This is a genomic window from Bacillus sp. L_1B0_5, assembly GCF_000836715.1.
Lineage (GTDB): Bacteria > Bacillota > Bacilli > Bacillales > Bacillaceae_G > Bacillus_A > Bacillus_A thuringiensis_S.
On record NZ_JXIS01000024.1, the window covers coordinates 46,809 to 72,518 of the forward strand.

Below are 25,710 nucleotides of genomic sequence, written 5' to 3' on the forward strand. Positions count from 1 at the left end.
AGTATATAGCGTCAACTTGAAAGATGGGGATGAATTATGAAGAAAATTATTGTAATACGACATTGTTCAGCAACTGGACAAGAATGTGATGCTGAATTAACGACCGATGGAAAAGACCAAGCAAATACCCTTGCTACATTCCTCTTAGAAAATACTCTACAAATCGATCATATTATTTCAAGCCCATTTGTCCGAGCTATCGATTCCATTCGGCCCTATGCGCTCCAAGCCAACTTATCTATCCAAGAAGATGAACGATTAACTGAACGCATATTGAGCAACGTTCCAATGGATGATTGGATGCAAAAACTAGAATCCACTTTTACAAACATAGATATTGCCTTTTCAGGCGGAGAGTCAACAAAACAAGCAACAGACCGTGCCATATCGCTTATTCAAGACGTTTTACAGTTAAACCATACGACAACACTACTTGTTACACACGGCAATTTACTTACGCTCATTTTAAAGCATTTTGATCATACGATTGGCTTTAATGAATGGAGAACTTTAACGAATCCTGATATTTACGAAATTACAATCGACGAACAATGTATCATAACACGCTTATGGGAAGCATCGTCCAAGTAATATCCCTTTCCAAAACATTCAGTTGACGCCACGAGAAGAGACTGTTCTAACAATAGAAAGGGGTATTATTTCATATGTATGAAGACGTACTTGCTCTACTACATAAAACAAATGTTTCTTATGAAAAATTCGAACACGAACCGGTACTCGATTATGAGACAGATCGGATTGTACGTGAAAGACTTGGCTTACAAGGTGCTCCAAGTAAAAGCTTATTTTTAAAATCAGCATTTGGAAATTTTTACGTGTTTTTTACGTTAGAAGGAACTCGGCTTAACCGAGGAGAAATGAAAGAAATAACCGGAGAACGCTTATCGCTCTGTTCCCCTGATGAACTAAGAATGGAAACTGGCTGTACTCCAGGATGTGTAGCTCCTTTTGGTTATTCACAAGAAGTAACAATTATTGTGGACAGTTCCGTTTATACGTACGATAAAATTGTAATTACACCTGGTGTACCTGAATTTACAATTGAATTATCCACAGAAGAATTAAAAAAGATTTTATTAACATGTACAAATACCGTTTTAGAGTATAAACAAAAAGAGAGCTAATCGTTAGCTCTCTTTTTTCATTATTTAGCTTCTGCTGTTTTTTCTTTTGCAGAACGTACTTGCTCGTCCGCATGGTAAGAAGAACGCACAAGTGGGCCAGCTTCACAGTGGCTAAATCCTTTGCTAAGTGCAATTTCTTTAAGCTCTGCAAATTCTGCTGGTGGATAATATTTAATAACTGGTAAATGCTTCTTAGATGGTTGTAGATATTGTCCAAGAGTTAAAATATCCACATTGTTTGCACGTAAGTCATCCATTGCTTCAATTAAATCTTCTCTTGTTTCACCTAAGCCGACCATAATGCTCGATTTAGTTGGAATATCAGGCTGCATTTCTTTTGCTCGACGTAAAAACTCTAATGAACGATCATATTTTGCTCTAGCGCGAACTCGGTTAGATAATCGACGTACTGTTTCAATGTTATGGTTTAAAATATCTGGTTTTGCATCCATTAACATTTTTAAGTTTTCTTCTACCCCAGCCATATCAGATGGTAATACTTCGATAGACGTGAATGGGTTTTTACGGCGTACTGCTCGTACTGTTTCAGCAAAAACAGCTGCTCCGCCGTCCTTTAAATCATCACGTGCAACCGCTGTTATAACAACGTGCTTTAAGCCCATTTGTACTACTGAATCTGCTACGCGTTCTGGCTCTTGTAAATCAAGCTCAGTTGGTAAGCCTGTTTTAACCGCGCAAAAACGACAAGCACGTGTACAAACCGCACCTAAAATCATAAATGTTGCTGTTTTTCTTACAGCCCAGCATTCATGAATATTCGGACATTTTGCCTCTTCACAAACGGTATGAAGATTTTTAGAACGCATCATTTTCTTTAAGCCTGTATAGTTTTCATTCGTGTTTAACTTAATTTTCAACCATTCGGGCTTGCGCTTATATTCTGTTTGTTTTGTCATGGTTATCAACTCCGCACAATATGAAATAGTTTACCGTGTTCGCTTCTTTCAATGTAACATATCTATTCTAACGTATGAAAGCGATTTGCTCAAATGAAGATTCTAAGATTTTTTCCAATCGTTCCCTATAATGAAATACTCCGTATATCCCACACTAAAAAGAGTGATGTTGTGAAAGGAGTCTATTTCATGCTTCGAAAAATTTCTCTTTTGCTTTCTATTTGTTTTCTTCTCCACCAAAACATCGCTTACGGTGAAGATAATCAGCAAAGCATATATGAAAAGCGCATGGCACTATATAAAGAAACCGAGCAGTCTTCAGGCATTCCATGGTATTACTTAGCTGCAATGGATCAATATGAAAGAAATATACGGAGCGTAAGAAAAGATATTCCAAAAAAACCAGATGCCATCATTTCCCTTTATTTCAAACCAGAAATATGGGCTGGACCTATTAATAGCAACGATACTCTCCCCCATACAATTTCTCTATTTGGCGGAATAGGTTTAGATGGTGACAAAGATGGATTTGCAAATGCAAATAGCGACCGTGATCTTCTGCATACCGCAGCGACTATTTTAAGGAAACAAGGAACTTCAGAAGACCGTATTAAAATTATGCTCTGGGAATATTATAGACGTGCAAAAACAGTTGATTTAATTAGCGAATACGCCCAAATTTATAAACATTATGGACGTATTAATTTAGAAGGAAATGCTTTTCCTCTTCCGATCCGTAGTGACCATAGCTACCGTAGTACTTTCGGTGCTGGAAGAAGTTTTGGCGGCAGACGAGTTCATGAAGGAACCGATATTTTCGCCGGATATGGCGTGCCAGTAAGATCGACTTGCTATGGCATTATTGAAACAAAAGGCTGGAACCGCCTTGGTGGATGGCGCATTGGTATTCGAGACCTTCATAACAATTACCATTATTACGCTCATTTAGGCGGGTTCTCAAAAGAAATACAGCTTGGACAAATTGTCGAGCCCGGAAAAGTAATCGGATTTGTTGGTAGCACCGGTTACGGCCCTCCTGGTACAGCCGGAAAATTCCCACCCCACTTACATTTTGGCATATATAAAGACAATGGCTATACAGAATGGGCCTTCGATCCATACATGCATTTAAGCCTTTGGGAACGCAAAGAACGAGCAAATACAAAAAGATAACCGTAGCTGCATTGCTACGGTTATTTTTTATCCAGTAAAAGCCAGGCTGAGCCGAGTTTCACTTTATATGCAACTAACTATCTGTTTTCTTTTTATCAGGTACAGCAACACTTCCGCTTCCATAATACGTAGGCACTTCCCCTTGAACGATGCGCGTCGCAATCGGAACATTTTGTTTCACAGTTATCTCTTTCGTATGAAATGGAATAATTACTTGCAGCGTTACTTCCATTTCCATAACAATTTGAATCGCTGTAGTATTAATCCCATGCGGCTCAATTTTTTGTTTAATATCTGTATTCACATGCCCAATTGGCGTGAAATGAATCGGAATATCTGGTCCTATATTACCAAGAAGCGCATTATCAGTTACACGCCCAAAAGGCACTGCCATAGTCGCCCCGTTTTTTCCTGAAATACCTAGCTCCTTCAAATTCCCTTGTTCTACTTGCTGCAAATATTTTTCTATGTACGTGGTCGTTGACGTTACGATTTCATTTACTTGCTTTGTATTTAAATTAATTGTGGATACTTTCCCGTTTTTATCATTCTGTACTTTCATTAATGAATCGACATCGAATCCTTCATTAATTCTATCCTTTACCGCCTTCGTCATAATTGCTGTCGCCATTTTATGTGTCTCTACTTCCCCATATTTAATTAAGGTCGGCTGAATACTATTATTCACAATCCACAACCCTTGCGTAAGTAATATAACAAAAAGAATAAACGACATAAGCAGTATATACCGAAAGGCAATAGGTCCCCTTCGAAACCGCGAATTTTTCGAGCGAAATATACTCATAAAAAAACCTCCTTCTTATATCATTTCTATGCAAGAAGGAGGGACGATATATGCTTATCTCATTTTTAATAATGCTTCTTTTCCAATCGTTCCTGCTGGAATGCCTAATGCTTCAGCTCCAGTCGTTACCGATTCTAGTGGCGCTTCAAGAAGTTGTTCAATCGTTCTTACACCAACCGCACGACCAGCAATAATTCCCCGATCACCTAACTTCTCATTTAAAAGACCTACATCTAATGCACCACACATAATATATCCTTTATCGCTCATTACAGCTAGCAAATTCGTCTTTGGAAGTTTCACGCTAACCGCAATAAACGTATAATTATCAATTATAATTGGCTCCACATTAACCATAGTTCACACTCCTCTCTTTCTTATCTGTATGACAAGAGAAAAATGAGTGTTACAAGTTAACTAGCCTATAGTTTAACGGAAGTTGTATGAGTTATTAACATATCCGTTAACACATCTCTAAGTAGTTCTGGCATATAATATTGTTTGCCAGAAAGTGTGGATAGCTCTGGGTATAAGTATCCAAACGTAAACATATCAATTGTTCCTACTGTATATATACGATCTAACTCCAGCGATTCGCCGTTAATCAATACATCTTCTAATAAAATTTTATTGCCAGGAATCGTATCTGGAATGACTTCTACACCAGCATAAATCATTTTCCCCATCACTTTTCCCCGAAATCCGAATCCTTTCACCTCAAGATTCTCCATATTCGGCTTACGTGCTTTCAAAATAACTTCTCTTAATATCTTTCCTGGAACTTTCAAAGCACACGGATTAATTGGATGTGGACAAATTCTGTGAATATCTCCGCGCGTTACAACACCCTCTTCTAATCCTTCAAGAAGTACACCGGCATTCACCATTCCAATTTCTGCACCGCACCATGTTTTCAGTGCACTTGCTAACATATGAGAAAACGGCGTCTCATGAAACCAATCAACCGGTAATGACTCTTTTAAATGAACGACAGGCTCTGCCATTATATGCTTACTTTCTTCCTGCAGTATTTCAATTGTGGATAACGGTTCGCTATAAGCACCTAACCGTTCCGTCTTAATCGCTCTACCGTCTTTTTTCAACAGCTTCTTCGTCTCTATATCCACATTAAGCTGCACGTGACCAACGTAGCGCCCCCACTTTTCACAACAACAAAGTAAAGTATTGTTCAGTAGAACACCACGCTCAAATAAATGATGCGTATGCGCACCTAAAATAACATCTATATCATAATGCTCCGCCATATACTCATCCATACTTTTCCCAAGGTGAGATAGGACAACTGTAATATGCGCCTCATCTTTCACTTCTTCTAAAATAGACTCTAAATGGATAAGCGGATCTTCAATATGCCAATCGAGCATATGATAAAACTCTGGATAAGCTACCGTCAATCCGATAAAAGCGATCGTAACCCCATCCGTCGTTGTATGCAATTTATAAGGCCTTGCCCATGATGGACGTACACCTTCTTTTTCAAATAGATTTGCGACAAGCACTTCAAATCCAGCATCATCATATAGACGATTTAAATGTTCCTTCGCTAACGTAATGCCTTCATTATTTCCGATTGTTACATAATCATATAACGCCTCATTTAAAAGCTTCGTATTCCCAAGCCCATTTGTCGCTTCCGAAATACTATGAAAACGATCCACATGATCGCCGATATCAACCGTCAAAACAGTCTCTCCCGCTTCCTGTCTTCGCTTTTTCTCCCCTAGAACAAACCGAGAAATTTGCGGCCAATTTTCAAAATGACTATGTATATCGTTTGTATGATAAAGGTGGATGATTGTTTCTTTATTTGTATTCAGAGAAAAAACCTCCTCTCAGTTCCTTACTGCCATTTACGCTATGCGCACACAATAATCCTGTAAATACTTTTCGTCTTTTCTTGCTATTTTACATTGTACTCGCATTGTGAGAAAAAGCAAAAGATTGTCCTTTTTTATATGAGAAACTTTTGCTAATGCAGGAAAGAATTCCAGATAGTGGAGGGAGGGGTGGATTTGTCAAAAAGTTTAATAGAGAATTCAGTGGATGGTTGTTCAAGTGGATTTGTCAGTATCTTTGTCTTAAACCTAGTCGTTCTCTGTTCTTATAAAATGTTTGGGGTATGTGAGGATTTTCTTTTGTCTTATCTTGTCGACAAATCGATATTCCTTGTCGAAACGTTGATATATTGAAATAATCGTTGATATATTCCCGTTTATGATCGATATATTTGAAAAATCGTTGATATATTTAGCTGAACACCCACCCGGGTATCCTCTCCCAAGCCAAGACAAATCCGCAAAACAAAAAAGCGCCCTGCACAGCAGGGCGCTTTCTCCATACATATATTATCCAGTTCCAGCGGCTAGAATGTTCAGCCGCTTCCACTTTTAAATATTAACCAATAGAACCTTCCATCTCAAACTTGATTAGACGGTTCATTTCAACTGCGTATTCCATTGGAAGTTCGCGAGTGAATGGCTCGATGAAGCCCATTACGATCATTTCTGTAGCTTCTTGCTCAGAAATACCACGGCTCATTAGGTAGAATAATTGTTCTTCTGATACTTTCGATACTTTCGCTTCGTGCTCAAGTGAAACGTAATCGTTTTTGATTTCGTTGTAAGGAATTGTATCAGATGTAGATTGGTTATCCATGATTAACGTGTCACACTCGATGTTAGAGCGAGAGTTTTTCGCTTTTGGTCCGAAGTGTACGATACCACGGTAAGTTACTTTACCACCATGCTTCGCAATCGATTTAGAAACGATTGTTGAAGACGTGTTTGGTGCTAAGTGAATCATTTTCGCACCAGCATCTTGGTGTTGGCCTTTACCAGCAATCGCGATTGATAATGTTAAACCACGAGCGCCTTCGCCTTTTAAGATAACTGCTGGGTATTTCATCGTTAATTTAGATCCGATGTTACCGTCAATCCATTCCATCGTTGCGTTTTCTTCACAAACCGCACGTTTTGTAACTAGGTTGTATACGTTGTTCGCCCAGTTTTGGATTGTTGTATAACGGCAATACGCATCTTTTTTAATGATGATTTCTACTACCGCACTGTGAAGTGAGTTAGTAGTGTAAACAGGTGCTGTACAACCTTCTACGTAGTGTACGTGTGCGCCTTCGTCTACGATGATAAGCGTACGCTCGAATTGTCCCATATTTTCAGAGTTAATACGGAAATACGCTTGAAGTGGTGTATCAACTTTAATACCTTTTGGAACGTAGATGAATGATCCACCAGACCAAACTGCAGAGTTTAATGCAGAGAATTTGTTGTCTGTTGGTGGGATTACTTTTCCGAAATGCTCACGGAAAATATCTTCGTTCTCTTTTAATGCGCTATCTGTATCTTTGAAGACGATTCCTAGAGCTTCTAGGTCTTCTTTCATGTTGTGGTATACAACTTCAGATTCGTACTGTGCAGATACACCAGCTAAATATTTTTGCTCAGCTTCTGGAATACCTAATTTATCAAATGTTGCTTTAATTTCATCAGGTACTTCATCCCAAGACTTCTCAGATTTCTCAGATGGTTTTACGTAGTACGTAATTTCATCGAAATCTAAGTCGTTTAAGTCGCCGCCCCATTGTGGCATTGGCATTTCATAGAACTTATCCAGTGATTTTAAACGGAAGTCTAACATCCACTGTGGTTCTTCTTTCATACGTGAAATCTCTTCAACGATCTCTTTTGTTAAACCGCGTCCAGCACGGAAAATCGAAACGTCTTTGTCTTTGAAACCATATTTGTAATCGCCGATATCTGGCAGTTGCTTCGCCATGTTGGTGTGTCCCTCCTTAGATAACCTCATTTTTAGGAACCTTTAACATTACTTATCTTCGTTTAAGCCCTTTTCTAACGCTTTCCACGCTAATGTTGCACATTTAATACGTGCAGGGAACTTGCATACGCCTTGTAATGCTTCAATATCTCCTAAATCGATGCTGTCATCGTACTCTTTTCCTAGCATCATGTCAGAGAAAATTTTCGAAAGCTGAAGTGCTTCTTCAATTTTCTTACCTTTTACTGCTTGTGTCATCATTGAAGCTGAAGACATTGAGATTGAACATCCTTCGCCTTCAAACTTCGCCTCTTGCACAATACCTTCTTCTACTTTCATCGTAAGTTGAATACGATCGCCGCAAGTTGGATTGTTCAAGTTAACGGTAACACTATCTTCTAACACGCCATGGTTACGAGGATTTTTGTAATGATCCATAATAACTTGACGATATAACGTATCTAAATTATTAAATGACATTTGTGAAATACTCCTTTGTCTTGATTAGCGATTCAACAAATGTATCAATTTCTTCTTTTGTATTATATAAATAGAAGCTCGCACGTGCTGTTGAAGAAGCTTTTAGCCACTTCATAAGCGGTTGTGCACAGTGATGTCCTGCGCGAACTGCAATGCCTTCTACATCTAATACAGTCGCTACATCGTGAGGATGTACGTCTTCAATATTAAATGTAACAAGACCAGCGCGATGCTTTGGACCATAAATTGTAACGCCATCTACTTCTGATAGTCTTTCTAAAGCGTATTGCGCTAATTCATGCTCATGCTTTTCAATATTATCAAGACCGATTTCTTCTAGGAAATCAATTGCCGCACCAAGTCCGATTGCATTACCGATAATCGGTGTACCCGCTTCAAACTTCCACGGAAGCTCTTTCCAAGTAGATTCTTGTAAATCTACGAAATCAATCATTTCACCACCAAATTCAATTGGCTCCATATTGTTTAGCAATTCTTTCTTACCATATAATACGCCGATACCTGTAGGTCCGCACATCTTATGAGCAGATAATGCGTAGAAATCACAGTTTAAATCTTGTACATCCACTTTCATGTGAGGTGTACTTTGTGCACCATCAACGACCATAATTGCTCCGTTTTCGTGTGCGATTGCTCCGATTTCTTTTACAGGGTTAATCGTTCCAAGTACGTTTGATACTTGCATAATAGAAACGATTTTTGTATTCGGTGTAACAGTTTGACGAACATCTTCTAAAGAAATTGTACCGTCTGGTTGAAGCGGAAGGTATTTCAAAGTTGCGCCAGTTTTCTTCGCAACTTGTTGCCACGGAATGATGTTACTATGGTGTTCCATGTAAGAAATAACGATTTCATCGCCTTCTTTTACATTTTCAAGGCCATAGCTAGCCGCTACTGTATTTAATGCAGTTGTCGTTCCGCGCGTGAAAATAATCTCTTCCATTGATTTCGCGTTAATAAACTTGCGAACTTTCTCACGTGCACCTTCATACGCGTCGGTAGCTTTCGTACCGAGCGTATGAACACCGCGATGCACGTTAGAATTATATTCTTTATAGTAACGTTCTAACGTTTCAATGACTTGAATTGGTTTTTGAGAAGTTGCTGCACTATCGAAATAAACAAGTTGTTTGCCGTTCACTTTTTGATCAAGAATTGGAAACTGTTTGCGTATTTCATGAATATTCATTAGCGAACTTTCCTTTCAATTACCTCAACAAGCTGTGCTTTTACTCCTTCAATTGGAAGCTCATTAACTACAGGTGCTAAGAATCCATGGATGACTAAACGTTCTGCTTCGCGTTTTGGAATACCACGGCTCATCAAGTAGTATAATTGGTACGGATCTACGCGGCCTACTGAAGCTGCGTGACCTGCCATTACATCATCTTCGTCAATTAAAAGAATTGGGTTCGCATCACCGCGAGCTTTCTCATCTAACATAAGAACGCGAGAAGATTGTTGTGCATTTGATTTAGATGCACCGTGTTCAATCTTACCAATTCCATTAAAGATAGATGTTGCACTATCTTTTTGTACACCGTGTTTTAAAATCCAACCTTCAGAGTGTTTACCGAAGTGAACAACTTTAGTTGTAAAGTTTTGTGTTTGGTTACCACGGCCAATTGTTACTGTTTTCGTATCAGCATATGAACCGTCGCCCATTAAGTTCGTAACGTTCTCTGAAATTGTGTTTCCGTCATTCATAAGGCCTAGAGCCCAATCAATACGGCCGTCGCGTCCAACAACACCGCGGCGGTTAACGTAAGTTGTTACGTCTTTTGCTAATAGATCAACCGCACCGAATTTCACTTGTGCGCCTTGTTCCACGATTACTTCTGCTACGATATTTGCAATACCTTTAGCATTTTCATTTGCAACATAGTTTTCTACATAAGTTGCAGTACTGTTCGCATCAGCTACGAATAATACGTGGTTATATACGTTAGCTTCTTCGCCGTCTACTAAGAATACAGCTTGAAGTGGAGTTTCAAGAACAACGTTTTTCGGAACATATACGAATGCACCGCCGTTGATTAATGCAGCATGAAGTGCAGTTAGACGATGCTCGTCTACTTTCACGCCGTCTTTCATTAAATACTTTTGTAGTAGTTCAGCATGCTCTGTTGCAGCTGTTACGATATCTGTGAAAATAACACCTTTGTCTTTTGCTTCGTCTGCTAAAGAAACGAACGCAGTTGTACCAGTACGTTGCACTAATACGCTGTTATTTTCATCGATTAAGTTTTTCACTGCTTCTGGAAGCTCTGTTAAAGAACTTACAGGCTCTTGCTTAGCAGCGTCGCCTTTTCCGATAAAGTCCCATTTTTCAATTTTCGTTTTATCAGGCGTTGGCATTGGAAGTTCTGTTGCTTGTGCAAGAGCTTGTAAGCGGAACTCAGTCAACCAAGCAGCTTCGTTTACTTCGCTTGCGCGTTGACGGATTGTTTCTTGATCGAAAGGTAATGTACCGATTGTCATGTTTATGCTCCTCTCTTACGCTTCTTGCTCTGTTGTTTCGTCTTCAATACCTAATTCTTTTTTAATCCAGTCGTAACCTTCAGCTTCTAGACGTTGTGCAAGCTCAGGGCCACCAGATTTAACGATACGACCGTTCATCATAACGTGAACGAAGTCTGGAGTGATGTAGTTTAATAAACGTTGGTAATGCGTAATCATTAGGCAACCGAACTCTTCGCCGCGCATTTGGTTAATACCTTTAGATACAACTTTTAATGCATCGATATCAAGACCTGAGTCGATTTCATCTAAGATTGCGATTTTTGGCTCAATCATCATTAATTGAAGAATTTCGTTACGTTTTTTCTCTCCACCAGAGAAACCTTCGTTTAAGTAACGTTGTGCCATTTCTGGATCCATTTCTAGGAATTCCATGTTTTTATCTAATGTACGGATAAATTTCATAAGAGAAATTTCATCGCCTTCTTCACGACGTGCGTTAATTGCAGAACGTAAGAAGTCAGCGTTTGTTACTCCGCTAATTTCACTTGGATATTGCATTGCTAGGAATAGACCTGCTTGTGCGCGCTCGTCTACTTCCATTTCTAATACATCTTCACCGTCGATGATGATGCTACCTTCTGTTACTTCATACTTTGGGTGACCCATAATCGCAGAAGATAAAGTTGATTTACCTGTTCCGTTAGGTCCCATAATTGCGTGGATTTCTCCACCTTTTACTTCAAGGTTTACACCTTTTAAAATTTCTTTGCCATCAATTGATACGTGTAAGTCTTTAACCGTTAATGTAGAACCAGCCATCTCAATACCTCCATTAATCCTATATATACATTTTAAAAATTCCTAAAACGTTCATATTCTCATTTTATTCTCATTCTAATCTTATATCAAATAAAATGATATCGCAAACGACGAAAAAAAGTAACAATTTTTTCACAAATGTATATAAGTATTTCCCTTGCATCCTTATATGATACACCTTTCTTCTTATTTATATAAAGAAAAAAGGACTGGTAATTTTCCAGTCCTTTCCTCATATTTATTCACTTACCGGAAGTACAGCACCTTTATATTCTTTATTAATAAAGTCTTGAATTTCTTTTGAATGCAGTACTTCTACTAATTCTTTAATTTCTTTTTTCTTCTCGTCACCTTTACGAACTGCAATAATATTTGCGTACGGAGAGTCTGATCCTTCAATCGCAATTGCATCCTTTGTTGGATTTAACTTCGCATCAATTGCATAGTTCGAATTAATGAATAAAGCATCTCCCTCATTATTTTCATACAACTTCGGTGAAAGTCCAGGTTCAACATCTGTTTTAAATTTTAAGTTTTTCGGATTTTCGACTACATCTTTTACTGTCGCCTTAACCACATCTACACCATCTTTAAGCTTAATCACGCCGCCTTTTTGTAACAATGCTAACATACGGCCACGCTCCGCTACGTTATTACTCATAATCACTGTCCCGCCATCTGGTAAGTCTTTTAAGCTTTTATATTTCTTAGAATAAATGCCCATTGGCTCTAAATGGATTTTTCCTGCGTTTACAATTTTATATCCTTTTTCTTGGATTTCTTTATCTAAGTAAGGAATGTGTTGGAAGTAGTTCGCATCAATTTCCTTATCCGCTAACGCTTTATTCGGCAACACATAATCTTGGAATTTTTTAATTTCTAATTTAATACCCTTTTTCTCTAATATCGGCTGTGCCTTTTCTAAAATAACAGCGTGCGGCACGTTAGAAGCTCCAACAACAAGCTTATTCTCCTCTTTCCCTCCGCAAGCAGCTAATGTAAATACAGACAGCGCTGTAACAACTGACAATAGAATCTTTTTCATATGATGTCCCCTTCTCCCCAATAGTTATGTAGTTATGAAAAAGAGCTGGCATCAGACCAGCCCTTTTCAGCAATTATTCTTTTACAGGAACAACTGCCCCTTTATATTCTTTATTAATGAAGTCTTCAATTTCTTTAGAATGTAATACTTCCACAAGAGCTTTAATCTCTTTCTTATCTTTATCGCCTTTACGAACAGCTACTATGTTTGCGTACGGTGAATCATTTCCTTCAATTGCAATTGCATCTTTTTCCGGATTTAACTTTGCATCAATTGCATAGTTAGAGTTAATTAAAACAGCATCGCCTTCTTTATTGTTATACACTTGTGGCAATAAACCAGGCTCGATATCCGTTTTGAATTTTAGATTTTTCGGATTATCTGCAATATCTTTTGGAGTTGCTTTAACTGGATCTACTCCGTCTTTAATTTTTAAAATGCCTTCTTTTTGTAAAATCGCTAAACCACGTCCATGGTCAGCAACTGAATTACTCATAATAATTGTTGCACCATCTGGAAGCTCTTTTAAGCTCTTATATTTTTGAGAATATACACCAATCGGTTCTAAATGAATTTTTCCTGCTATTTCAAAATCATATTTTTTATCTTTAATTTCTTTTTCTAAATACGGAATGTGCTGGAAGTAGTTTGCATCTAAATCTTTATCCGCTAACGATTTATTTGGTAATACGTAGTCTTGGAATTTTTTAATTTCTAACTCGATTCCTTTTTTCTCAAGTAACGGTTTTGCCTTTTCTAAAATAACAGCGTGAGGTACGTTAGAAGCACCAACAACAAGTTTCTTTTCATCTTTATCTTTCCCGCCACAAGCAGCTAAACCAAAAATTGAAGTTGAAATAAGTGCCGTAAGTAATAATTTTTTCATTTGAAACATCCTCCCGTTTTTTATTATCGTTTATCTATTCGAGTCGTTAAACTATCACCAATCCACTGAATTAAAAATACAACTAGTAATACACAAATTGTCGCAACAATTGTTACATCGTTATTCCCTCTCTGGAATCCTTCTAAGTAAGCAAGTGTCCCAAGGCCACCAGCACCAACAACTCCCGCCATTGCTGTATAGCCTACTAAAGCAATTGTCGTAACCGTAATACCAGATACTAATGCTGGTAACGATTCTGGAATCAATACTTTTAAAATAATTGTGCTTGTTTTTGCTCCCATTGCTTTTGAAGCTTCAATTACACCTTTATCAATTTCGCGAAGTGCGATTTCAACCATTCTCGCGTAGAATGGTGCCGCTCCAATAATTAAAGCCGGCAGCGCTGCACTTGCTCCAAGAATTGTTCCAAGAAGAATCTTTGTGAATGGGATTAATAAAATAATTAAAATGATGAACGGTATAGAACGGAATATATTTACGAATGCTCCAATCACCGTATTAATTGATTTGTTTTCCCATAAATTATCTTTTGCTGTCATGAAAAGTAACAATCCTAAAATTAGTCCTAAAACAAATGTCGCAAGAGCTGCGATTGCCGTCATATATAACGTTTCACCAGTTGCTTCTAACATTTGATTCCAATCAACATTTGCGAGTAACTTATCCATGTGCAATCACCTCCAGCTCTACTTGATCTTGATGAATTCCTTCTATTGCTTGCTGGATCGCTGTTTCCTCACCATTTAAATGAACAACTAAACTACCGTAAGAACCGTTATTCGTTTGTGCGATATTTCCTTGCAAAATGCTAACTTCTATATCACTACGTTGCATTAATCGTTGAAGCACCGGTCTTTCTACAGCCTCACCGATAAACTGCAAACGAATCACTTTTCCATCTGGATATTTTTCAATTAAACTTTCAATCGTTTCATTTGTATCTTCAGAATCTGTTAACTGCTGTACAAATCGTTTCGTAATATCTTGCTTCGGATTACGGAATACATCAAGTACTGGACCCGTTTCTACAATCTTTCCTCTCTCCATTACCGCCACTCGATTACAAATCTTTCGAATTACGTGCATCTCATGTGTAATGAGTACAATTGTTAAACCAAGGCGCTTATTAATGTCTAATAGTAAATCCAAAATTTGATCTGTCGTTTCTGGATCAAGAGCCGACGTTGCTTCATCACATAAAAGTACTTGTGGGTTGTTAGCTAATGCTCTTGCAATCCCAACGCGTTGTTTTTGTCCCCCGCTCAGCTGAGATGGGTACGCGTCTCCTCTTCCTTCTAATCCAACAAGATGAATTAATTCATTAACACGTTTTCTTCTCTTCGTTTTATCAACACCTGCAATTTCAAGTGGAAACTCTATATTTTCACGTACAGTTCGTGACCAAAGTAAGTTAAAGTGCTGAAAAATCATTCCGATTTCTTGCCTTGCCTTACGAAGTTCACTTCCTGTAATTGCTGATATAACACGATTCGCAATTGTAATTTGGCCAGAAGTCGGTTTCTCTAACTGATTAAACAATCTGATTAAAGAACTTTTCCCAGCGCCGCTATATCCGATAACACCAAATATTTCGCCTTTTTCTATTTTTAAATTGGCGTTATCTACAGCAGTGACATCACCGCTTTTCGCCTTATATATTTTCCTTACATTCTCTAATAGAATCATGATGTTCACCCCTTTTTTGTTTAGATAGACTCCGCATTTTTTTATTTTTGATGCGTGTAGTCCACCGCTATCACTACTTTTATTATTTGAATGTCCTCCACATTCAAACAACAAAAAACCTTTCCGCTTTAGAGAAGCAGAAAGGTTTATATGCGTATATAACAACATTATCCCTCTCTCTCATCTCTCAAAGCATTCGCTTTGCAGGAATTGGCACCATTTCAACATAAGTTGACGGTTGCCGGGCTTCACAGGGCACAGTCCCTCCACCTCTCTTGATAAGAGAAATCAGATTCAATTTTCGTCTGATTTGAAATTTATGAAATTGTCTATATTTTATGACTTGAATTGTATCAATATACACTTACCATGTCAACAGAAATTTTCGTAAAAAATGAAACTTCAGAATTTTAAGCACCTACTGACATCGGTTTACATATATGAAACATTGATTCAACTAATAACATCGTTCGGTACGTTCCCGAATATTGTACACGCCCATCGTTCATTAACATTTGCAATCGTACATTTCCATTCACCAATTGCTCTATATCTTTTTCATCTAAGCAAATGATTTGTTCCGTTCCTCTTTCCTCATGTAGCAGCTCTATATAATCTCTTGAAATTTGTAACGAACAACTTTCATCTCTAAAACGGAAATTAACAGTTTTTTCCTCTCGTCTTAAAAGCGGTTCTAAATGATATTGACCATTAGCGTAATTTACAAATGATTGAAGCAAAGAATATAATCTCACCCTAAATCACATCCTTCATATCACTTTCTATTACATACCATTCCCTCTCACTAAAGAGCAATCCTGTTATTTTCGCTCGACAAATACTGTATCCATCCTGCATCTCGACATATTTCCCAAGAAATATGTCGAGGCGGCAAAAATTTTGCCGCCTACTTTAATTCCGTATATAAATATTCAACCGAATGAAATGCATATATCTTCTTCATCAGTGTCCCATTTTCAAAAACAAGTAAACAAGGTACACTTTCAATCCCATACTCTTTCGCTAAATGCGGAGCATAATTTAAATCTAACATCCCAATTTTGAGGCCTTCAATTGTCATCTCAACGACTGTTAACATCTTTTTTGCTAATTGGCATGTTCCACACATTGGAGTATATACATATAACACTGTTTTTTCTTCGTTATCTATTAGGGCTGTAGCTTCGGCTCCTGTCCAATCAATCACTTCTATCATTCCTTACCGTAAATATTCTGTATAAACGTCAATGTCGGCTCCCCATAATACATTTGCTAAGTGTGTAGATGGCGCAGTTGCCACTTCTCGGTACGAGCGATCAATATAGATATGCTCGGCTTGCGGAAATTCTTTTCGAAATTGTTTCCTTAACTTTTCTCCAGCATCATCAGCATCCACTAGCACATACACTTCCTTATCAAAAAACTGATCAACGAGCTCATCCATTTTCGACAAACCAATTGTACCATTTGTACAAACAATTTCCACTGGTTCACGAATAATAGATTCAATCTTTCTTCTATCTGATGTACCTTCTACAATAATGACTTTTTCTACATAAATCATATGTCATCACCCGATCACCATATACTATATAACCTTGAACTTAGTATATAGTATATTCGTTATTTTCATGTTGTTTCCTGTTTATTTTTGCAAAAGAAAAGCGGAAGCGACTGTTTAGCCCTGTTGGCTAAGGTTCTTCCGTACAGAAGACGCTTTTTTTCTTCCCGTGCGGAAGGTTCTTAGACATGAAGGGCTAGGAGGTGGAGCTAGACAATGAAAAGCGGAAGCGGCTCGTTTAGAACAAGAATGTACCCGAACTCCTTCACTCAAGGCTCTTTTCGCCTCAAGTGAAGGAGTGAAATGCCCAACTTTTTATTCCTTTTGGCTAAAGTTCTTTCGCACAGAAAACGCTTTTTTGTCTTCTTGTGCAGAAGATTCTTAGACGTGAAAAGCTAGACAACGAAAAACAAAAGCGGCTAGACCTGCATAAAGATTAAACAAAAAAGTTTTTTCAAAAAACGTTCTCCTACACGATAATTAGTATATGATTCTACATTCATTATTTTACACAAAATAAAAAAGGACAGCACAAAGGCTGTCCTTTAGTCGACTATAATTAGTCTTGGTTTGTCATTTCTGCATATTTTTCTGCAGTTAATAACTTCTCAACTTGGCTTGCATCAGAAAGTTCAACTTTAACCATCCATGCACCCTCGTATGGAGATTCGTTAACAAGTTCTGGTTGGTCACTTAATTCTTCGTTTACTGCTACAACTTTACCGCTTACAGGTGCGTATAACTCAGAAACTGTTTTAACAGATTCTACGCTTCCGAATGGCTCGTCAGCTTCGATTGTTGCACCTACTTCAGGAAGTTCAACGAATACGATATCGCCTAGCTCACCTTGTGCAAAGTGAGTAATACCGATAACAACTTCATTACCTTCAGTTTTTACCCATTCGTGTTCTTCAGAGTAACGTAAATTATTTGGAATGCTCATGACTGTACCTCCAGTGAATGTATTAATTATGTAAAAATACCTTATTGGTACTTTTTCCACACACTTTCAAACTGCTCTTCGTTAAAACCAAGTGTTACATTCGTTCCATCTGTTACAATTGGACGTTTGATCAACATGCCATCAGATGCTAAAAGCTCATACATTTCGTCTTCGCTTGCATCTTTCAACTTATCTTTTAGACCAAGTTCACGGTAACGCATTCCACTTGTATTAAAGAATTTTTTTAATGGTAATTCACTTTTTTCATGTAAATTACGTAAATCTTCTTTTGATGGTGGATTTTCAACAATATGAATCATCTCATATGCTACATCGTTTGCCTCAAACCATTTCTTTGCCTTTTGACATGTGCCACACTTTGGATATGAATAAAATGTTACTGTCATAAATTCACCTACTTTTTTACTAACCTTTACCTTTATCATATAGAAAACGTTTTATTATTTCAAACCATTATTCGCTAAACTTTTACTTATTTCGTGATAATTTTTAATAATCCTGCGAATTTTTCTTATTTTTCCGCCATTTGTTAAGAAAAAAATAAATATATAAATTTTTTAAAATTCTGCACCAAACATATATCTTAAACAAGCGTTTGATTAATTTCTTATTTTTCTTTCTTAACCTTTGAACTACATGAGTTTCTTTCTACCGAACATACAGCTTAAACAAACGTTTGATTAATTCTCCATTTTTCTTTGTTAACCCTTGAGCTGCATCGGTTTCTTCCTACCGAGCATACAGCTTAAACAAACGTTTGATTAATTTCTTATTTTTCTTTCTTAACCTTTGAACTACATGAGTTTCTTTCTACCGAACATACAGCTTAAACAAACGTTTATTTTAAAAAAATAAGAAGCCTTTTTTACAGGCTCCTTCATCATCGACTTAAGTAATCCGAAATGGTTTGAAATACTACTATATACATATTATGAATATTTCGATCGGAAACAGTATCATTATATAATCCCATACCCCAATATTGACCTTCAGGGTTCCCCATATTTACAAACCCTTGCGTATACGTCATCGTTTTATCCTTTGGGGTATTATCATAATCTAAATCCTTGTTAGTAAAAATTAAATACGGTCTATCTTGCAAACCAATAAAAAATACCGGCTTCTTTAACGATAAAAATAAGTCCGTATACTGCTCCTTTGATGCCTCTTTAAAGTATTCTTTCATAACGAAAAAACCATCAACTTTTGCTGATTTCTCCTGCATTTCTTCTAACTTTATACTTTCAAACTTTACATTCCTAAACGTATCTTTCGGCTTTTCTCCAACAACTCCAATTACGAGTGCTCTTCCGTTATATTCTAATTTTTCTCCTTCGTTATTCTTTGCACACCCAGCACCTACTAGGCATAACAATATAAAAACTAAAAAATATGATAAACGCTTCATTTAGCACCCTCCCCCTTCTTTTTAGTCAAGTGACAAAAACGTAAGGTTAATTCAAGAAAATGTAAGTAAAATCGATAGCCCAATTCACGTTTCTATATTATAATCAATTGAATTTACTTACATTACTAAACATAGGAGATCAACATGAAGAAATTTAAACTTTCATCTTTTCTTCCGTTAAGTTATATACTTCTACTCGTACTCGTAAGTCCCCTTTACGATGTATTAAATAAAACAACTGTTCACGCAGTAGACGTTACAACTGTAGTAGATGATTGGATTCCATTTGTAAAAGCATTTATTATTCCTTATTTACTTTGGTTTCCATACTTATACGGTGCACTTATTTATTACTGCTTCGCTGACCGAAAGCAATATTATGTCACTTTAAGTAGTGTTATTTTTGGAAAGCTTGCTTGTTTTTCTATTTATTATTTTTGGCAAACAACTGTACCGCGTCCGACTGTCGTTGGAACAGATGTATTTTCTGAACTAGTTCGCTATATTTATAGTATCGATCAACCGGTAAACTGTTTCCCTAGCATTCACGTTCTTACTACATTTGTAATTATGTTAGCTGCCTTTAAGCGTAGAGAACAACATGCTTTTGAATATTACATCCTTACTTTCTTCGGTACACTTATTATTTTATCAACGCTATTTACGAAGCAACATGCCTTTGTAGATGCCGTTTCTGGAATGACACTTGCAAGCATACTTTACTTCGGTGTTCAACTTTTATTAGCAAAAGAAACAGTACGTGTTCCAGTAAAACAAAATCATAAAATGTAACATAAAAAAGCAGACTGTGGCTTCTCAGTCTGCTTTTATCTATTATTAAGGAGATTTTCAATTTAAGATTGCGGTACAGTCATATCACCAGAATGAATACGACCTGCTTTTTTAAGAGCAATGTAAAGTATATAAGAAACAGCTACTGGAATGACGATATAAGTAATTACCATCGCCGGGACAACTTCCCATCCTTCGCTGGAAATTAAATTAATTGGTGCGATAAGAGAACTTAATCCAAGACCTGCAATTTCTTTTCCTGCTTCCAGTTGGAAAATTAATGCGGATACCGGACCGACTATAGCACTGGCGACGACAGTTGGGACGAGAATCATTGGATTTTTAGTGATATTTGGCAACTGTACTTTCGGAGTACAAAGAGCTTGAGCTAATATGCCACCTAAATTGTTTTCTTTCGCTGATATGACAGAGAATCCGATAAACTGAGCGACGCATCCGGCAAGAGCTGCACCACCTGCAACACCGTCTAAGCTAAGTGCGATCGCTAACGCAGCTGATGAAGCTGGCGAGATAAGTAATAGTCCCCAAACTACTGCAATGACGATAGAAGCGATGAATGGGCTACCAGCTGAGCTATCTTTAATGAACGCTCCAACTGCATTTAAAACAGGAGTAATATTATGAGATAACCAAATACCAACTAAACCAGAACCTAATATGGCCGCAAATGGAACGAGCATCATATCTAAAGCAGTTTTTCCGCTTAAACGTTTACCAATATATACAGCTAAAGTTGCTGTTAATAAAGCACCGATTGGCTCACCTGTTTTAATAATTAGACCAGCTTCAGTAATTGAAATGGATCCGGCACCAATTGCTCCAGCCACCATAGCCGAGAAGATTACAAGACCATTTGCACCGAGCATAAAAGCAATTCCTGCACCAATCGCTGGTGCCATTAGTGATTTTGCAACAACTCCAATTGTAATAAGCAACGGAATATCAACAATTCTTCCTATATTTTCGATTAGTAAACCAATTCCGAGGGATACGAAAATACCTTGTGCGATACCAGCAGATGCTTTAAATACACGAGACATTATATATTCCTTCATTTGTTTCACCTTCTCCTATAAGTTAGTAACCAATTGTTTTCATATAATCACGTAAAATATCGTTTGATTTTGCGAATCGAGATTCTTCATCCTCTGTTAAATTGAGTTCTACAATTTCTCTTATACCGTCTCTAGTAATAATAGCTGGTACTCCTGTACAAATATCATATTCACCGTACTCACCATCTAAAATAGCTGATACAGCAATGACACGGTGATCATCATTAAAGATTGAGCTTGCAATATATGCTAGAGAATTTCCGATTCCGTAATAAGTAGTTCCTTTACGTTTATAAATTTCCCATCCGGCTTTTGCAGTCTTCTCAACGATTTCATCTAAATCTATTTCACCAAATCGTTCTTTTTGTTCTTCTAAAATTTGCAGAATTGGCTTTCCACCAACAGTTACATGAGACCAAGCAACCATTTGAGAATCACCATGTTCTCCTAATGAATACCCATGAATACTACGAGGATCTACATGTAACATTTCAGATAAAATTGTTCTTAGGCGAGAAGAATCTAATGATGTTCCTGTACCGATTACGCGATTTCTAGGTAATCCAGATAATTTCCATACTTCATATGTGATAATATCAACTGGGTTCGATGCGAGTAAGAAAATACCATCAAATCCACTTGCCATTACGCCGCCAACAACACTTTCCATAATCTTCGCACTCGCTCCTAAAGTATCTAAGCGACTTTGTCCAGGTTTTGGTGCTGGTCCTGCAGTAATAATGACAATGTCCATATCTTTGCAGTCTTCATAGCTTCCTGCATATACTTTTGTTCTTGTATTTGTAAAGTTAATGCAATGTGATAAATCCATTGCTTCCCCAACTGCACGTTCATGATTTATATCAATTAATAATAGTTCTTCGCAAATTCCTTGATTTACAATGGAATACGCACAACTTGATCCAACTAATCCAGTACCGATAATTGCAATTTTTCTTGTATGTCTTTTCATAGCAATCTCTCCTAAGTGATCATATAATCTATTTCTTTTGTTCTTTACACTCTTAATTATAGAGGTTCTCACGATAGAAACCATGGATACTTTGTGAAATATTGAGCAAAGTATTTGTCCTTTTTGTGAATTGTTATATTACATTTTCGTCATATTTGTTACAACTGGAAAAATATTTATTATGTATTTATTGACATACAAAAAAATAAAACGAGCGAATCTATTTTCGCCCGTTTTTTCATCCTATTATTCTGCACTTAACTGACTTTTTAATTGCTGCACGATCATCGGATTCGCAGGTGCTGCCGGTTTGTAATAACTCTTTTGCTTTGCGTACTCATACATATTACGTTGACGCATTTCATCTTGATTACGAATTTGGATTAACGTTTGATGTAACTGTTCATTATCAGACTGAGAAATATAATTTGCATAACTTGTTAAACTTGCATTTAATCCTGCTAAATAATCATTTACCATATCTTTTTCATTCATCTTTCTCTTCCTCCTATCCTAGGAAAGTCATTAATTGCTGTTTCGTATTTCTTGCATCTTGCGCATCTTTTTGTAGCATTTGTTTCAGTTGTGGATCTGTACACGTCTGTGCATACTGCTCCAACTTGTTAATAATCGTTGCGTGTCCACCAATTAAATGACGTAAGTTTTCTACTTCAAGCTCTGTTAAATTTTGCATGGAATACTCCTACCTTTCTTCTTTCATTCTTCCTTAGTATTCTGTTCTTTTTAAATCGTATTCATTAAAAAGTCTGCTAAATAATCATTTAACTAAAAAGAGCCTCTAAACGATTAGAGGCTCTTTCTACTTAAATTCCTTTCCGCTTCTTCAATCGCCCGTTGCATTTGTATTAACGGATTTTCAATCATTTTCCCATGCCCTGTCGCCAATAAAGACGGCTTATACTCCAGCAATTTCTGAGCACTCGTTAATGAAACTTCTGCATCCCAAGTCCCAAACATAGGAAACGGGAAAAGCCACTTCAACTGTCCTGCTACCGCTAATCCTCCTCTCGTTTGAAATGCATCTCCAACAATGAGTGCATCATTTCTTGTGTCTAAAAATGCCATTGATCCTGGTGTATGACCTGGAGCTCCAATCGCTACAAGAGAACCAACTTTATCTCCCTCTTGAAGAAAAATATCTGGGATCGTATGTATCTGTTTTGACACTCCCACTTTTATTGGTGTATTTCGTTCTCCCTCTTGTAGTGCCTTATCTCCTTCAAGTAAACAAGCATCTCTTTTAGAAATATAGACTGGAACATCGGGCATCTCTTGCTTTATCGCATCAAGCGCTCCTACATGGTCATCATGCGCATGTGTAATAACGATATTCGTAATCGGTTTTCCTATTTTCCGAGCTGATTGTAAAATCTTCTTTGCACAAAACGGTAAGGCCGCATCAATTAAAGTTAATCCTGTTTCTTCTTCAACGAAGTAACAGTTAATTGGAAATAGACGCGGTAAAAATGCAATTTGATGCACTGTTTCTACGCTTATTACCTTCATCTTCTTTACCTCCATAAAAAAGAGCTGTTTACACATACATATGTAAAACAGCTTTATTCAAGAATTCAGCAATAAAAAAACCAGTAGCCAACTGGCTACTGGTTCTCTCTCATCTATTAAACTGTGTAACGCTCATCTTCTAAAATTTTCGCAGCGATTTCACGTTTCTTCGGAATTACATTAAGTGGTGTGTGGCGAGTTAATTTACGTAATGATGATAACATCATGCGCAGCATGTCGCCATTTTCAACTGCGATAAGTGTTTCTTTCGCATCTGCTTCGATTTCGTTAAATGCTTCTTGGCAGAATACTTCAGTGTATAACACTTTTTGTTTATTCTTTTCAAGACCAGTTGTTTTGATTGCTTTTTCTGTACGAAGAACAGCTGACTCCATTGCGTATAGGTTGCTTACGATGTCAGCGATATTCACAAGAATTTCTTGCTCTTTATCTAATGCTTTACCGTATTTTTGAGCAGCTAATCCAGCTACCATTAAGCCGATTTTCTTCGCATTAGTTACTAAATACTTTTGAAGTGCTAATGGCTCATCGCCTACTTCTTCTGGCATCATCATCATTAACTCTTCTTGTAATTTTTGTGCTTTTTGAAGAAGTGGTAATTCACCTTTCATCGCTTTACGTAAGAACGTACCTGGTACGATTAGGCGGTTAATTTCGTTCGTTCCTTCGAAAATACGGTTAATACGAGAATCGCGGTACATTCTTTCAATCTCGTATTCTGCCATAAATCCGTAACCACCGTGAATTTGAACACCTTCATCTACTGTATAGTCTAATACTTCAGAACCGAATACTTTGTTTAAAGAGCACTCGATTGCATATTCAGCGATAGAAGCTGCTACTGCTTTACCGTCTTTTACTTCTTCTTCAGATAATGTGCTCATGCGGCTTTCGAATAAACCTACTGTACGATATACAGAACTTTCAGCTGCATATGTTTTTGCTGCCATATTCGCAAGTTTCTCTTGAATTAATGGGAAGCGAGCGATTGGTTGCTTGAACTGTTGACGTTGGTTTGCATATTGTGCTGAAATTTCTACTGCACGTTTCGCAGATCCAACTGTACCAACACCTAATTTATAACGACCGATATTTAAAATGTTGAACGCGATAATATGACCTTTACCGATTTCACCAAGTAAGTTTTCTTTCGGCACTAACGCATCTTCTAAAATTAACGTACGAGTTGATGAACATTTAATCCCCATTTTCTTTTCTTCTGGGCTTGTAGATACACCAGCGTATTCTTTCTCTACGATAAATGCTGAGAAATGCTCTCCATCAATTTTTGCATATACAACGAATACGTCAGCGAATGCAGAGTTTGTAATCCACTGTTTCTCACCGTTTAATACATAATGTGTACCTTCTGCATTTAAACGTGCAGTTGTTTTTGCGCCTAATGCGTCAGATCCTGAACCTGGCTCAGTTAATGCGTATGCAGCTAATTTTTCACCAGTTGCAAGTAATGGTAAATACTTTTTCTTTTGCTCTTCGTTACCGAATAATACGATGGGTAAAGATCCGATACCTACGTGAGCACCGTGAGTGATTGCAAAACCACCAGCGCGAGAGAATTTCTCTGCGATTAACGCTGAACTTACTTTATCAAGACCAATTCCGCCGTACTCTTCTGGCACGTCAGCGCCTAATAAACCAAGCTCCCCAGCTTCTTTTAAAAGACGAACTGAACGATCAAATTCATGTTGCTCTAAATATTCAAGCTCTGGAAGAACTTCATTTACGATAAAGTCCTCTGTCGTTTTTGCAATCATTTTATGCTCAGATGAAAAATCTTCTGGCGTAAACACTTGATCAATCGTAATCTCATCAACTAAAAAGCTACCGCCTTTAACCGCATTTCCTACTGTTTTTTCCATGAAAATTTCCTCCTTCATATTTTCATGAGCAGCTTCTCTCTTTTTGAAAGAAGCTGGCTCTCCCGTTTATTTTTTATAAACCTTTGTTGCTTCCATTCTTTGCTTTAGCGTCGTCTCGTTCTGAGCAAGCCGCTTGCACTTTTTTTATAATCCAGTTCCAGTGGCTAGAACAGTCGGTCGTTTCACCCCTTCCTGTGAGGCAAAAAGCGCCTCTTCGTCAGGGCTTCCAACGCC

The 25,710-nt window shown here is 37.4% G+C and carries 29 protein-coding genes and 1 riboswitch; of the genes, 4 read left to right on the forward strand and 25 right to left on the reverse strand.

The window, feature by feature from the left end; genetic code table 11:
• Positions 1-36 precede the first annotated feature (36 nt).
• Together RT27_RS07610 and RT27_RS07615 are read left to right on the forward strand one after the other, a co-directional pair.
• Positions 37-591, forward strand: a complete 555-nt coding sequence (locus RT27_RS07610; protein WP_029443527.1) for a histidine phosphatase family protein — start codon at positions 37-39, stop codon at positions 589-591.
• A gap of 74 nt (positions 592-665) precedes the next feature.
• Positions 666-1,145, forward strand: a complete 480-nt coding sequence (locus tag RT27_RS07615) for a YbaK/EbsC family protein (RefSeq protein ID WP_043935768.1) — start codon at positions 666-668, stop codon at positions 1,143-1,145.
• A 20-nt stretch (positions 1,146-1,165) separates the two neighbouring features.
• Here the strand turns inward: RT27_RS07615 and lipA are convergent, their stop codons facing one another.
• Entirely contained in the window at positions 1,166-2,062 is an 897-nt protein-coding gene (gene lipA / locus RT27_RS07620; protein WP_000166367.1) for a lipoyl synthase, read from the reverse strand.
• Between the two features lie 189 nt (positions 2,063-2,251).
• Between lipA and RT27_RS07625 the strand changes: the two genes are divergently transcribed.
• On the forward strand, positions 2,252-3,235 hold the full coding sequence (locus tag RT27_RS07625) for a M23 family metallopeptidase (protein WP_016079836.1): 984 nt from the start codon (positions 2,252-2,254) through the stop codon (positions 3,233-3,235).
• A gap of 73 nt (positions 3,236-3,308) precedes the next feature.
• Here the strand turns inward: RT27_RS07625 and yunB are convergent, their stop codons facing one another.
• The 18 genes from yunB to RT27_RS07715 form a co-directional block, all read right to left on the reverse strand.
• Positions 3,309-4,040, reverse strand: coding sequence for a sporulation protein YunB (yunB, locus tag RT27_RS07630; RefSeq protein ID WP_043935769.1), 732 nt, complete (start codon positions 4,038-4,040; stop codon positions 3,309-3,311).
• Positions 4,041-4,094: 54 nt separating this feature from the next.
• Positions 4,095-4,397 carry a DUF1805 domain-containing protein gene (locus RT27_RS07635; RefSeq protein WP_000248466.1) on the reverse strand — a complete coding sequence of 101 codons (303 nt, stop codon included), beginning with the start codon at positions 4,395-4,397 and terminating at the stop codon, positions 4,095-4,097.
• 65 nt (positions 4,398-4,462) lie between these two features.
• On the reverse strand, positions 4,463-5,878 hold the full coding sequence (locus tag RT27_RS07640; protein ID WP_276577470.1) for a bifunctional UDP-sugar hydrolase/5'-nucleotidase: 1,416 nt from the start codon (positions 5,876-5,878) through the stop codon (positions 4,463-4,465).
• A gap of 577 nt (positions 5,879-6,455) precedes the next feature.
• Entirely contained in the window at positions 6,456-7,853 is a 1,398-nt protein-coding gene (sufB, locus tag RT27_RS07645) for a Fe-S cluster assembly protein SufB (RefSeq protein WP_001118824.1), read from the reverse strand.
• A 48-nt stretch (positions 7,854-7,901) separates the two neighbouring features.
• Positions 7,902-8,333 carry a Fe-S cluster assembly sulfur transfer protein SufU gene (gene sufU, locus RT27_RS07650; RefSeq protein WP_000009523.1) on the reverse strand — a complete coding sequence of 144 codons (432 nt, stop codon included), beginning with the start codon at positions 8,331-8,333 and terminating at the stop codon, positions 7,902-7,904.
• Positions 8,323-9,543: a cysteine desulfurase SufS gene (gene sufS / locus RT27_RS07655; protein WP_001020767.1), complete on the reverse strand. Its 1,221-nt coding sequence runs from the start codon at positions 9,541-9,543 to the stop codon at positions 8,323-8,325. The genes sufU and sufS overlap by 11 nt, the downstream gene beginning before the upstream one ends.
• On the reverse strand, positions 9,543-10,835 hold the full coding sequence (gene sufD, locus RT27_RS07660; RefSeq protein ID WP_000152173.1) for a Fe-S cluster assembly protein SufD: 1,293 nt from the start codon (positions 10,833-10,835) through the stop codon (positions 9,543-9,545). Before sufD ends, sufS begins: the two co-directional genes overlap by 1 nt.
• Before the next feature lie 15 nt (positions 10,836-10,850).
• The gene (gene sufC / locus RT27_RS07665; protein ID WP_000929163.1) at positions 10,851-11,636 is read right to left on the reverse strand and encodes a Fe-S cluster assembly ATPase SufC; all 786 of its coding nucleotides are present in this window, start codon (positions 11,634-11,636) and stop codon (positions 10,851-10,853) included.
• A gap of 238 nt (positions 11,637-11,874) precedes the next feature.
• Complete coding sequence (gene metQ, locus RT27_RS07670; protein WP_000722401.1) at positions 11,875-12,681, reverse strand: methionine ABC transporter substrate-binding lipoprotein MetQ; 807 nt, start codon at positions 12,679-12,681, stop codon at positions 11,875-11,877.
• A gap of 73 nt (positions 12,682-12,754) precedes the next feature.
• Positions 12,755-13,567: a methionine ABC transporter substrate-binding lipoprotein MetQ gene (gene metQ / locus RT27_RS07675; protein WP_043935771.1), complete on the reverse strand. Its 813-nt coding sequence runs from the start codon at positions 13,565-13,567 to the stop codon at positions 12,755-12,757.
• Between the two features lie 23 nt (positions 13,568-13,590).
• The gene (locus RT27_RS07680; RefSeq protein WP_000359401.1) at positions 13,591-14,256 is read right to left on the reverse strand and encodes a methionine ABC transporter permease; all 666 of its coding nucleotides are present in this window, start codon (positions 14,254-14,256) and stop codon (positions 13,591-13,593) included.
• The gene (locus RT27_RS07685; RefSeq protein ID WP_029443532.1) at positions 14,249-15,274 is read right to left on the reverse strand and encodes a methionine ABC transporter ATP-binding protein; all 1,026 of its coding nucleotides are present in this window, start codon (positions 15,272-15,274) and stop codon (positions 14,249-14,251) included. The genes RT27_RS07680 and RT27_RS07685 overlap by 8 nt, the downstream gene beginning before the upstream one ends.
• Positions 15,275-15,451: 177 nt before the next feature.
• A riboswitch (SAM riboswitch) is annotated at positions 15,452-15,559 on the reverse strand.
• Between the two features lie 125 nt (positions 15,560-15,684).
• Positions 15,685-16,029, reverse strand: coding sequence for a hypothetical protein (locus tag RT27_RS07690; protein WP_029443533.1), 345 nt, complete (start codon positions 16,027-16,029; stop codon positions 15,685-15,687).
• A 152-nt stretch (positions 16,030-16,181) separates the two neighbouring features.
• Complete coding sequence (locus RT27_RS07695; RefSeq protein WP_082044861.1) at positions 16,182-16,490, reverse strand: thioredoxin family protein; 309 nt, start codon at positions 16,488-16,490, stop codon at positions 16,182-16,184.
• A 3-nt stretch (positions 16,491-16,493) separates the two neighbouring features.
• Positions 16,494-16,838, reverse strand: a complete 345-nt coding sequence (locus RT27_RS07700) for a toprim domain-containing protein (RefSeq protein ID WP_000640870.1) — start codon at positions 16,836-16,838, stop codon at positions 16,494-16,496.
• A gap of 556 nt (positions 16,839-17,394) precedes the next feature.
• A complete protein-coding gene (gene gcvH / locus RT27_RS07705; protein WP_000026896.1) occupies positions 17,395-17,778 on the reverse strand; it encodes a glycine cleavage system protein GcvH in 384 nt (127 codons plus the stop codon).
• A gap of 41 nt (positions 17,779-17,819) precedes the next feature.
• Entirely contained in the window at positions 17,820-18,185 is a 366-nt protein-coding gene (locus tag RT27_RS07710) for a Spx/MgsR family RNA polymerase-binding regulatory protein (protein WP_000218968.1), read from the reverse strand.
• 494 nt (positions 18,186-18,679) lie between these two features.
• Positions 18,680-19,207 (reverse strand): hypothetical protein, encoded by a 528-nt coding sequence (locus RT27_RS07715; RefSeq protein WP_000826910.1) that lies wholly within the window; start codon positions 19,205-19,207, stop codon positions 18,680-18,682.
• Positions 19,208-19,351: 144 nt separating this feature from the next.
• Between RT27_RS07715 and RT27_RS07720 the strand changes: the two genes are divergently transcribed.
• Entirely contained in the window at positions 19,352-19,999 is a 648-nt protein-coding gene (locus RT27_RS07720; RefSeq protein ID WP_016079828.1) for a phosphatase PAP2 family protein, read from the forward strand.
• A gap of 62 nt (positions 20,000-20,061) precedes the next feature.
• Here the strand turns inward: RT27_RS07720 and RT27_RS07725 are convergent, their stop codons facing one another.
• From RT27_RS07725 to RT27_RS07750, 6 genes are all read right to left on the reverse strand, one after another.
• Complete coding sequence (locus tag RT27_RS07725) at positions 20,062-21,075, reverse strand: PTS sugar transporter subunit IIC (RefSeq protein ID WP_000666170.1); 1,014 nt, start codon at positions 21,073-21,075, stop codon at positions 20,062-20,064.
• Between the two features lie 22 nt (positions 21,076-21,097).
• A complete protein-coding gene (locus RT27_RS07730) occupies positions 21,098-22,162 on the reverse strand; it encodes an L-lactate dehydrogenase (RefSeq protein ID WP_224413694.1) in 1,065 nt (354 codons plus the stop codon).
• 132 nt (positions 22,163-22,294) lie between these two features.
• Entirely contained in the window at positions 22,295-22,543 is a 249-nt protein-coding gene (locus RT27_RS07735) for a spore coat protein (RefSeq protein WP_001002992.1), read from the reverse strand.
• Between the two features lie 13 nt (positions 22,544-22,556).
• The gene (locus RT27_RS07740) at positions 22,557-22,742 is read right to left on the reverse strand and encodes a hypothetical protein (RefSeq protein WP_001180555.1); all 186 of its coding nucleotides are present in this window, start codon (positions 22,740-22,742) and stop codon (positions 22,557-22,559) included.
• Positions 22,743-22,855: 113 nt separating this feature from the next.
• Entirely contained in the window at positions 22,856-23,575 is a 720-nt protein-coding gene (locus tag RT27_RS07745) for an MBL fold metallo-hydrolase (RefSeq protein ID WP_043935773.1), read from the reverse strand.
• Between the two features lie 116 nt (positions 23,576-23,691).
• Positions 23,692-25,476, reverse strand: coding sequence for an acyl-CoA dehydrogenase family protein (locus tag RT27_RS07750; RefSeq protein ID WP_000416293.1), 1,785 nt, complete (start codon positions 25,474-25,476; stop codon positions 23,692-23,694).
• Positions 25,477-25,710: the final 234 nt, after the last annotated feature.

Excerpts from the sequence above, each read along its gene's own strand:
- RT27_RS07610 (WP_029443527.1), top strand. The coding sequence starts at position 37 with ATGAAGAAAATTATTGTAATACGACATTGTTCAGCAACTGGACAAGAA.
- RT27_RS07615 (WP_043935768.1), top strand. The coding sequence starts at position 666 with ATGTATGAAGACGTACTTGCTCTACTACATAAAACAAATGTTTCTTAT.
- lipA (WP_000166367.1), bottom strand. The coding sequence starts at position 2,062 with ATGACAAAACAAACAGAATATAAGCGCAAGCCCGAATGGTTGAAAATT.
- RT27_RS07625 (WP_016079836.1), top strand. The coding sequence starts at position 2,252 with ATGCTTCGAAAAATTTCTCTTTTGCTTTCTATTTGTTTTCTTCTCCAC.
- yunB (WP_043935769.1), bottom strand. The coding sequence starts at position 4,040 with ATGAGTATATTTCGCTCGAAAAATTCGCGGTTTCGAAGGGGACCTATT.
- RT27_RS07635 (WP_000248466.1), bottom strand. The coding sequence starts at position 4,397 with ATGGTTAATGTGGAGCCAATTATAATTGATAATTATACGTTTATTGCG.
- sufB (WP_001118824.1), bottom strand. The coding sequence starts at position 7,853 with ATGGCGAAGCAACTGCCAGATATCGGCGATTACAAATATGGTTTCAAA.
- sufU (WP_000009523.1), bottom strand. The coding sequence starts at position 8,333 with ATGTCATTTAATAATTTAGATACGTTATATCGTCAAGTTATTATGGAT.
- sufS (WP_001020767.1), bottom strand. The coding sequence starts at position 9,543 with ATGAATATTCATGAAATACGCAAACAGTTTCCAATTCTTGATCAAAAA.
- sufD (WP_000152173.1), bottom strand. The coding sequence starts at position 10,835 with ATGACAATCGGTACATTACCTTTCGATCAAGAAACAATCCGTCAACGC.
- sufC (WP_000929163.1), bottom strand. The coding sequence starts at position 11,636 with ATGGCTGGTTCTACATTAACGGTTAAAGACTTACACGTATCAATTGAT.
- metQ (WP_000722401.1), bottom strand. The coding sequence starts at position 12,681 with ATGAAAAAGATTCTATTGTCAGTTGTTACAGCGCTGTCTGTATTTACA.
- metQ (WP_043935771.1), bottom strand. The coding sequence starts at position 13,567 with ATGAAAAAATTATTACTTACGGCACTTATTTCAACTTCAATTTTTGGT.
- RT27_RS07680 (WP_000359401.1), bottom strand. The coding sequence starts at position 14,256 with ATGGATAAGTTACTCGCAAATGTTGATTGGAATCAAATGTTAGAAGCA.
- RT27_RS07685 (WP_029443532.1), bottom strand. The coding sequence starts at position 15,274 with ATGATTCTATTAGAGAATGTAAGGAAAATATATAAGGCGAAAAGCGGT.
- RT27_RS07695 (WP_082044861.1), bottom strand. The coding sequence starts at position 16,490 with ATGATAGAAGTGATTGATTGGACAGGAGCCGAAGCTACAGCCCTAATA.
- RT27_RS07700 (WP_000640870.1), bottom strand. The coding sequence starts at position 16,838 with ATGATTTATGTAGAAAAAGTCATTATTGTAGAAGGTACATCAGATAGA.
- gcvH (WP_000026896.1), bottom strand. The coding sequence starts at position 17,778 with ATGAGCATTCCAAATAATTTACGTTACTCTGAAGAACACGAATGGGTA.
- RT27_RS07710 (WP_000218968.1), bottom strand. The coding sequence starts at position 18,185 with ATGACAGTAACATTTTATTCATATCCAAAGTGTGGCACATGTCAAAAG.
- RT27_RS07715 (WP_000826910.1), bottom strand. The coding sequence starts at position 19,207 with ATGAAGCGTTTATCATATTTTTTAGTTTTTATATTGTTATGCCTAGTA.
- RT27_RS07720 (WP_016079828.1), top strand. The coding sequence starts at position 19,352 with ATGAAGAAATTTAAACTTTCATCTTTTCTTCCGTTAAGTTATATACTT.
- RT27_RS07725 (WP_000666170.1), bottom strand. The coding sequence starts at position 21,075 with ATGAAGGAATATATAATGTCTCGTGTATTTAAAGCATCTGCTGGTATC.
- RT27_RS07735 (WP_001002992.1), bottom strand. The coding sequence starts at position 22,543 with ATGAATGAAAAAGATATGGTAAATGATTATTTAGCAGGATTAAATGCA.
- RT27_RS07740 (WP_001180555.1), bottom strand. The coding sequence starts at position 22,742 with ATGCAAAATTTAACAGAGCTTGAAGTAGAAAACTTACGTCATTTAATT.
- RT27_RS07745 (WP_043935773.1), bottom strand. The coding sequence starts at position 23,575 with ATGAAGGTAATAAGCGTAGAAACAGTGCATCAAATTGCATTTTTACCG.
- RT27_RS07750 (WP_000416293.1), bottom strand. The coding sequence starts at position 25,476 with ATGGAAAAAACAGTAGGAAATGCGGTTAAAGGCGGTAGCTTTTTAGTT.